The organism is Streptomyces anandii JCM 4720, from assembly GCF_014650655.1.
GTDB classification, from domain to species: Bacteria; Actinomycetota; Actinomycetes; order Streptomycetales; family Streptomycetaceae; genus Streptomyces; species Streptomyces anandii.
Genome location: NZ_BMVJ01000020.1, coordinates 37,808 through 44,837 on the forward strand (window position 1 = coordinate 37,808; position 7,030 = coordinate 44,837).

Below are 7,030 nucleotides of genomic sequence, written 5' to 3' on the forward strand. Positions count from 1 at the left end.
CCGGACAGACGGCACAGCAGGTTCAGCGCGCTGCGCTCGGCGGTGAGCAGGTCACGCGTGCGCGTGGTGACCGACAGCAGCTTCTGCCCGGCGTGCACGCGGTCGCCGTCGTCGACGTGGCGCTCCACCTCGAACTCGTCGGTGCAGACCACCGAGAGCACCGCCTCGGCGACCCGCAGACCGGCCACCACGCCCGCCTCGCGGGCGGTGAAGTCGCCGGTGGCGACGGCGGTCTCGGGGATGGTGGCGACGGTCGTCACGTCCACGCCGTGGTCGAGGTCCTCCTGGATGGCGACGTTGGCGATGTCCTCGACCTCCACGGGGTCGAGGTGGGCGTCGGCCAGGAGCTGGGCGAGGGCGGGGTCGAGCCCGCACTCGATGTACTCCTCGTCGGCGTCCGCGCCGCAGGCGCAGCCTCCGCCGCCGCAGCAGCCGCCGTTCGAGGCGAGGGGAAGGTCTTCGGTGCTCACTTGTGTCACTGCTCCTGGGGGCGGTGGGGCGCGGGGGCCTCGGGGCGGGTCGGGGGGAAGTCTGCCGTGTCCGTGGTGTGCACGGCGGGCGTCCGGTCCGGGTTCAGCCGTACGACGATGTGGCGGCGCCAGCCGTCGTCGTCGCGCTCGGGACGGTCCTCGCGCCAGTGGCAGCCGCGGGTCTCCTCGCGCAGCCGGGCGGCGGCGACCAGGACGCGGGCCACGCACAGGAGGTTGGTGGCCTCCCAGGTGTCGACGCCGGGTTCGGCGGTCTTGCCGTTCTCTTCGAGGGCGCCGCGGGCCTCCGCGTGGAGCCGCTCGAGGCGGTCCGCGGCCTGGGCGAGGGAAGCGGCGGAGCGCAGCACGCCCGCGCCCTCGGTCATGATCCGCTGGACGGCGAACCGCGTCTCGGGGGCGAGCAGGGGGTGGGCCGGCTTCTCGGAGTGGGGCACGGGCTCGGGCACGCGCGCGTGCAGGCCGTCGTCCGCCCGCTCGCGCGCGATGTCGGCGGCGATGCGCTCGGCGTAGACCAGGCCCTCCAGGAGGGAGTTGGACGCGAGGCGGTTGGCGCCGTGCACCCCGGTGCAGGCGACCTCGCCGCACGCGTACAGGCCGGGCACGGTGGTGCGGCCCAGGGAGTCGGTGCGGACGCCCCCGGAGGCGTAGTGGGCGGCCGGGGCGATCGGGACGGGCTCGGTGACCGGGTCGATGCCGTGGGCGCGGCAGGCGGCCAGGATCGTCGGGAAGCGGTGCTCCCACATGTCGGCGCCGAAGTGCCGGGCGTCCAGGAACATGTGCTCGGCGTCCTGCTCCTGCATGCGGCGCGTGATGCCCTTGGCGACGATGTCCCGGGGCGCGAGCTCGGCCAGTTCGTGCTGCCCGACCATGAAGCGCACGCCGCCGGCGTCGACCAGGTGGGCGCCCTCGCCGCGCACGGCCTCGGAGACCAGCGGCTGCTGGCCCTCGGCGTCCGCGCCGAGGAAGAGCACGGTCGGGTGGAACTGCACGAACTCCAGGTCGGAGACCTCCGCGCCCGCGCGCAGGGCCAGCGCCACGCCGTCGCCCGTGGACACCGAGGGGTTGGTGGTCGCGGAGAACACCTGGCCCATGCCGCCGGTGGCGAGGACCACGGCGGGCGCGTGCACGGCGCCCACGCCGTCGTGCTGGCCCTCGCCCATCACGTGCAGGGTCACGCCCGCGGTGCGGCCGGCGGCGTCGGTGAGCAGGTCCAGCACGAGCGCGTTCTCGATGGTGCGCAGTCCACGCGCGCGTACCGCGTCGACGAGCGCGCGGGAGATCTCGGCGCCGGTCGCGTCGCCGCCGGCGTGGGCGATACGGCGGCGGTGGTGGCCGCCCTCGCGGGTGAGCTGGATGCCGCCCTCGTCGTCGGTGTCGAAGTGCGCGCCGGTGGAGATCAGCCGCCGTACGGCACCGGGGCCCTCGGTGACCAGGAGGCGTACGGCCTCCTGGTCGCACAGGCCCGCGCCCGCGACCAGGGTGTCGTCCAGGTGCTGCTCGGGGGTGTCTCCCTCGCCGAGGGCGGCGGCGATGCCGCCCTGGGCCCAGCGGGTGGAGCCGTCGTCCAGGCGCGCCTTGGTCACGACGACCGTCGTCAGGCCGGCCGCCTCGCAGCGCAGGGCCGCGGTCAGGCCGGCCACGCCGGAGCCGACGACCACGACGTCCGCGGAGATGGACCACCCGGGCGCGGGCGCGTGCAGTCGTATGCCTGTACTGGTGCCTGTGCTGGTCACGAGGCGGCTCCGAGGTTTCCGAAGGTGAGGGGGAGGTTGTCGATCAGCCGGGTCGAGCCGACCCGGGCGGCGACGGCGAGGACGGCCTCGCCGGTGAAGTCGTCGTCGATGTCGGTGAAGTCGGACGGGTCGACGAGCGCGAGGTAGTCGAGTTCGAGGGGCGGGGTGAAGCGGGCGGCCTCGTCCAGGACCAGCCGGGCGGCCGCGCGGACGGCGGCGGCCGCGCCGGGGGACGCCTTCGCCACGGCGGCGGCGTCGGCGGCCGCGCGGGACTCGCCCAGCGCGCTGAGCGCCTCGGCACGCGCGCGCGTGGAGGGCACCTCGCGGGCCCGGGCGCGCAGCGCCTCCTGCGCCGCGTGCCGGTCGCGGCCGGCGAACAGGGCCTGGGACAGGGCGAGGGCGGTGTGCCGCTCGGACGCGGACAGGTAGCGGTTGCGGCTGGACAGGGCCAGGCCGTCGGCCTCGCGCACGGTGGGCACCGCGACGATCTCCACGCCGAAGTTCAGGTCGCGCACCATGCGCCGGATCAGGGCGAGCTGCTGGGCGTCCTTCTGGCCGTACAGGGCGACGTCGGGGCGGGTGAGATGCAGCAGCTTGGCGACGACGGTGAGCATCCCGTCGAAGTGCCCGGGGCGCGAGGCGCCCTCCAGGCGCTCGCCCATGGGCCCGGCGCTGATCCGCACCTGGGGCTCGCCGCCGGGGTAGACCTCCTCGACGGACGGCGCGAACACGACGTCGGCGCCCGCCTGTTCGGCGACCTTGAGGTCGGCCTCCAGCGTGCGCGGGTAGCGGTCGAGGTCCTCGCCGGCGCCGAACTGGAGCGGGTTGACGAAGACCGTGACGACGACCTCGCCGTCGCCGCCCGCGATCCCGCGCGCGGCGCGGATCAGGGTGGCGTGGCCCTCGTGCAGGGCGCCCATGGTCATCACCACGGCACGGCGGCCGGTACGCGCGCGTGCGTGCAGCTCGTCGGCGGTGCGCAGCAGGGCTGTGGTCATCGGGCGTCTCCGTTCCCGGCCGCCGGGGTCGTCCGGCGGCCCTGCTGTGCGTGGTCCGGCACGGTCCTGTGCGCCGGGTGCCCGGCGCACATGTGGGTGGGCTGTCCGGCACGCACGCGGGTGGGGTGCCCGGCACGCATGCCGGTGGGGTGCCCGGCGCGCGCAGGGTCCGGGTGGCCGGCGCGTGTGAGCGCCGGGTGGCTGTCCGAGTGCCCCGCGCGGGTCATCGGTTTCCTCCGTCGCCGCCGTCGTCACCGAGGTCGTCGTCCCCGCGGCCGCCGTGGCCGTGGTCCGGGCCGTGGTGGCCGTGGTCCAGGGCGTTGTGGTCCGGGCCGTCGTGGCCGTGGTCCAGGTCGTCGTGGCCGTGGTGGCCGTGCTCCGGGCCGTCGGTGCCGTCGCTGCCGCCCGCCGCGCCGGCGTCGGTCGGACCAGTGGCGCTGGAGGCGCCACCCGGACCGGAAGCGCCGGTCGGGCCGGTCGCGCCAGTCGGGCCGGTCGCGCCGGTCGGCCCGGTCGCGTCGGCGAGGACGCCCAGGAGGTCCTCGGCCAGTTCGGGCTTGAGCAGGCCGTGGGCCAGGGCTCGGTCGGCGGTGGCGCGGGCCATCGCCAGATAGCCGGCCACGGTCTGCGGGGCGTGCCGGCGCAGCTCGCCGACGTGGGCGGCGACCGTGCCCGCGTCCCCGCGCGCGACCGGGCCGGTCAGGGCCGCGTCGCCGGAGCGCAGGGCGTTGTCCAGGGCGGCGCCGAGCAGCGGGCCGAGCATCCGGTCGGGAGCCTCGACGCCGGCCCCGCGCAGCAGCTCCATGGACTGGGCGACCAGGGTCACCAGGTGGTTGGCGCCCAGCGCGAGCGCCGCGTGGTACAGCGGGCGCATCTCCTCGGCGATCCACTCCGGTTCGCCGCCCATCTCGATGACCAGGGCCTCGGCGGCCAGCCGCAGCTCCTCGGGCGCGGTGACGCCGAAGGAGCACCCGGCCAGCCGCTGCACGTCCACGGGCGTGCCCGTGAAGGTCATCGCCGGGTGCAGGGCCAGCGGCAGCGCGCCCGCGCGCAGGGCGGGATCGAGCACCTTCGCGCCGTACCGTCCGGAGGTGTGCACGAGCAGCTGGCCGGGGCGGACGGCCCCCGTCTCGGCGAGACCCGCGACGAGTCCGGGCAGGGTGTCGTCGGGGACGGTCAGGAGCACCAGGTCGGCCCGCTGGAGGACCTCGGCGGGCGGCACCAGCGGCACGTCGGGGAGCATCAGCTCGGCGCGTCTGCGGGAGGCGTCGGAGACCCCGGAGACGGCCACCGGCCGGTGCCCGGCGAGCCTGAGGGACGCGGCGAGCGCGGAGCCCACCCGGCCCGCGCCGACGGCGCCGACGGTGAGCCGTGCGGGACGGTCCCTGGGGTCTGGCTGTTGGCTTGTACTCACGCGGCAGTGGCCTTCCCGTTCCAGTCCGCTCCGGGTACCGGACGATTTCTCGTCATGTTAACGCTATCGCTCGCGGCGGCGTCCGGCCGTCCACAGGCTGTGGGTTACGCCACGGCCCGGCCGTACCGAAATCCGGGTGCCCGCCGGCGCCGGCACACGCGATGATCCGGGGCATGAGCGACACGGAAGAGCCGGCATCGGAGGACGAGCGGCGCAAGCAGCTCAGACAGCGGCGCATGAACGCACACCGGAGCGCGGAACGCGCGCTCGCGCGCCCCGGTTTCCTCGGCACCCTCCGCGAGCGGCTGACGCTGCTCGAGCGGGCACCGGAGCTGTACGACCTGGACGAGACGTCCGACATGTACGGCGACGGCGTGGTCGGGGCCCTGGAGGAGAGGACGGCCGGGCTGCTCGGCAAGGAGGCCGCCGCCTTCTTCCCGACCGGGACGATGGCCCAGCAGGTCGCCCTGCGCTGCTGGGCGGGCCGCACCGGCGACCCGGCCGTCGCCCTGCACGCCCTGGCCCACCCCGAGGTGCACGAGAGGCATGCGTTCAGCCAGGTGAGCGGCCTGCGGCCGGTGCGGGTGGCCGACGGGCCCCGGCCGGCGACGGCGGCGGAGGTGCGCGGTCTCGACGAGCCCTTCGGCACCCTGATGCTGGAACTGCCGCTGCGCGACGCCGGGTTCCTCCTGCCGTCCTGGGAGGAGCTCACCGAGGTGGTGGAGGCGGCGCGCGAGCGCGAGGCGGTGGTGCACTTCGACGGCGCGCGCCTGTGGGAGTCCACCGTCCACTTCGGCCGCAGCCTCGCCGAGATCGCGGACCTGGCCGACAGCGTCTACGTGTCGTTCTACAAGTCCCTCGACGGCTACGGCGGAGCGGCGCTCGCCGGCCCGAGGGAGCTGGTGGAGGAGGCCAGGGCCTGGCGGCACCGGTACGGCGGCACGGTGTTCCAGCAGTTCCCGACCGCGCTGTCGGCGCTGGCCGGCCTGGAGCGCGAACTGCCCCGGCTGCCCTCGTACGTGCGGCACGCGCGCGTGGTCGCCGCCGCGCTGCGCGAGGGGTTCGCCGAAGCGGGGCTGGCGTGGGCGCGGGTCCACCCGGCCGAGCCGCACACCCACGAGTTCCAGCTCTGGCTGCCGTACGACGCGGACGTCCTCGCCCGGGCCGCGATCCGCACCGCCGAGGAGACCGGGACGATGCTCTTCTCGGACGGCTGGCAGGCCCGGGGTCCGGGGATCGCCCTCACCGAGGTCTCCGTACGGGCCGCCGGTCTCGAGTGGACGGCGGACGACGTGCGGGAGGCGGTCGCCGAGTTCACCGCCCGACTGGCGGTGGAGGCGGAAGAGGCCGACCGGGAGGAGACGGCCCGCGCATGACCCGGGCCGGGACGGGTCGGGCCGCGTTGTCGGTGGGGGCGTGCACCATGGGGGCATGAGCGTACGCATCGACATCGCGGGGCTGCGGCCGGAGAGGGTTTCCGTGGTGCCCTCGCCCCTGGCCGAGCTCGGCATGGCGCTGCACGCGCTGTCGGAGCCGGGGCACCACCCGGGCCTGCAGGCCTGGGTGACGGGCGTGACCGCCCGGCTCGACCCGCATCTCGCGGACCGCATGTGCGAGGCCGACTTCCTGTGGCGTACGACCTTCTCCGACCTCTTCCTGCCGTACGCGGGCATCCCCGGCGGGAGCGCCCTGCCGGGCGCGGACCTCGCCGGGGAGCTGGACCTGCTCGACAAGCTGTCCGACGAGCAGTTCGTCGACGCGGCTCTGGAGTTCACCTGCGCCCTGCCCTACGGCGTGCCCGGCCCCGGCCCGCTGGCCGACGCCGAGCTGCGCCGCCGCGCCCTGGAGCTGGCGGCCGCGCGCGGGCCGCAGCAAGTGCGCTTCAGCGAGCGGCTGCTGGCCGATCCGCCGCGGATCCGCACCTGGCTGCGGCAGTTCCTCCAGGACTGCGACGAGGCGTTCTTCGCCGAGACGTGGTCCCGGCTGCGCCACCAGCTCGCGGCGGACGCCCGGCGCAAGACGGAGCTGCTGCGGCGCAGGGGCCTGGCCGAGGCGCTGGCCGCGGTCTCCCCGGCGGTGACGCTGGACGAGTCCGCCGAGCGGATCACGGTCGACAAGCTCGGCGAGGGCCGCACGGCTACCGCCGGCGGCGGTCTGCTGCTCGTGCCCACCAGCCTGGGCTGGCCCCACCTGATGGTGCTGCACCGCCACGGCTGGCAGCCGGTGCTGCACTATCCGGCCGGCTCGCCGGAGCTCGCCGCCCCGCCCTCGCTGGAGCAACTGACCCTGCGGATGGCCGCCCTGTCCCACCCGGTCCGGATGCGGCTGTGCCGCAGCCTGGCCCGCACCGCGTTCACCACCGGCGAGCTGACCCAGGCGCACGGCATGACCGCGCCC

5 protein-coding genes and 1 pseudogene are annotated in these 7,030 nt (G+C 75.8%); 2 read left to right on the plus strand and 4 right to left on the minus strand.

The window, feature by feature from the left end:
* From IE249_RS38725 to IE249_RS28360, 4 genes and pseudogenes are all read right to left on the minus strand, one after another.
* A pseudogene (locus IE249_RS38725) lies at nt 1-470 on the minus strand (carboxylating nicotinate-nucleotide diphosphorylase); the annotation flags it as partial.
* A 5-nt stretch (nt 471-475) separates the two neighbouring features.
* Nucleotides 476-2,221 carry an L-aspartate oxidase gene (locus tag IE249_RS28350; RefSeq protein ID WP_189709243.1) on the minus strand — a complete coding sequence of 582 codons (1,746 nt, stop codon included), beginning with the start codon at nt 2,219-2,221 and terminating at the stop codon, nt 476-478.
* Complete coding sequence (gene panC / locus IE249_RS28355; protein ID WP_189709245.1) at nt 2,218-3,219, minus strand: pantoate--beta-alanine ligase; 1,002 nt, start codon at nt 3,217-3,219, stop codon at nt 2,218-2,220. Before panC ends, IE249_RS28350 begins: the two co-directional genes overlap by 4 nt.
* A 223-nt stretch (nt 3,220-3,442) precedes the next feature.
* A complete protein-coding gene (locus IE249_RS28360; protein WP_189709247.1) occupies nt 3,443-4,633 on the minus strand; it encodes a Rossmann-like and DUF2520 domain-containing protein in 1,191 nt (396 codons plus the stop codon).
* Between the two features lie 173 nt (nt 4,634-4,806).
* Here IE249_RS28360 and IE249_RS28365 point away from each other — a divergent pair, with 173 nt between their 5' ends.
* On the plus strand, nt 4,807-6,009 hold the full coding sequence (locus tag IE249_RS28365) for a threonine aldolase family protein (RefSeq protein WP_229859424.1): 1,203 nt from the start codon (nt 4,807-4,809) through the stop codon (nt 6,007-6,009).
* A 55-nt stretch (nt 6,010-6,064) separates the two neighbouring features.
* Nucleotides 6,065-7,030 (plus strand): DUF5937 family protein (locus tag IE249_RS28370; protein WP_229859426.1); only part of this gene is annotated, 966 nt, incomplete at its 3' end.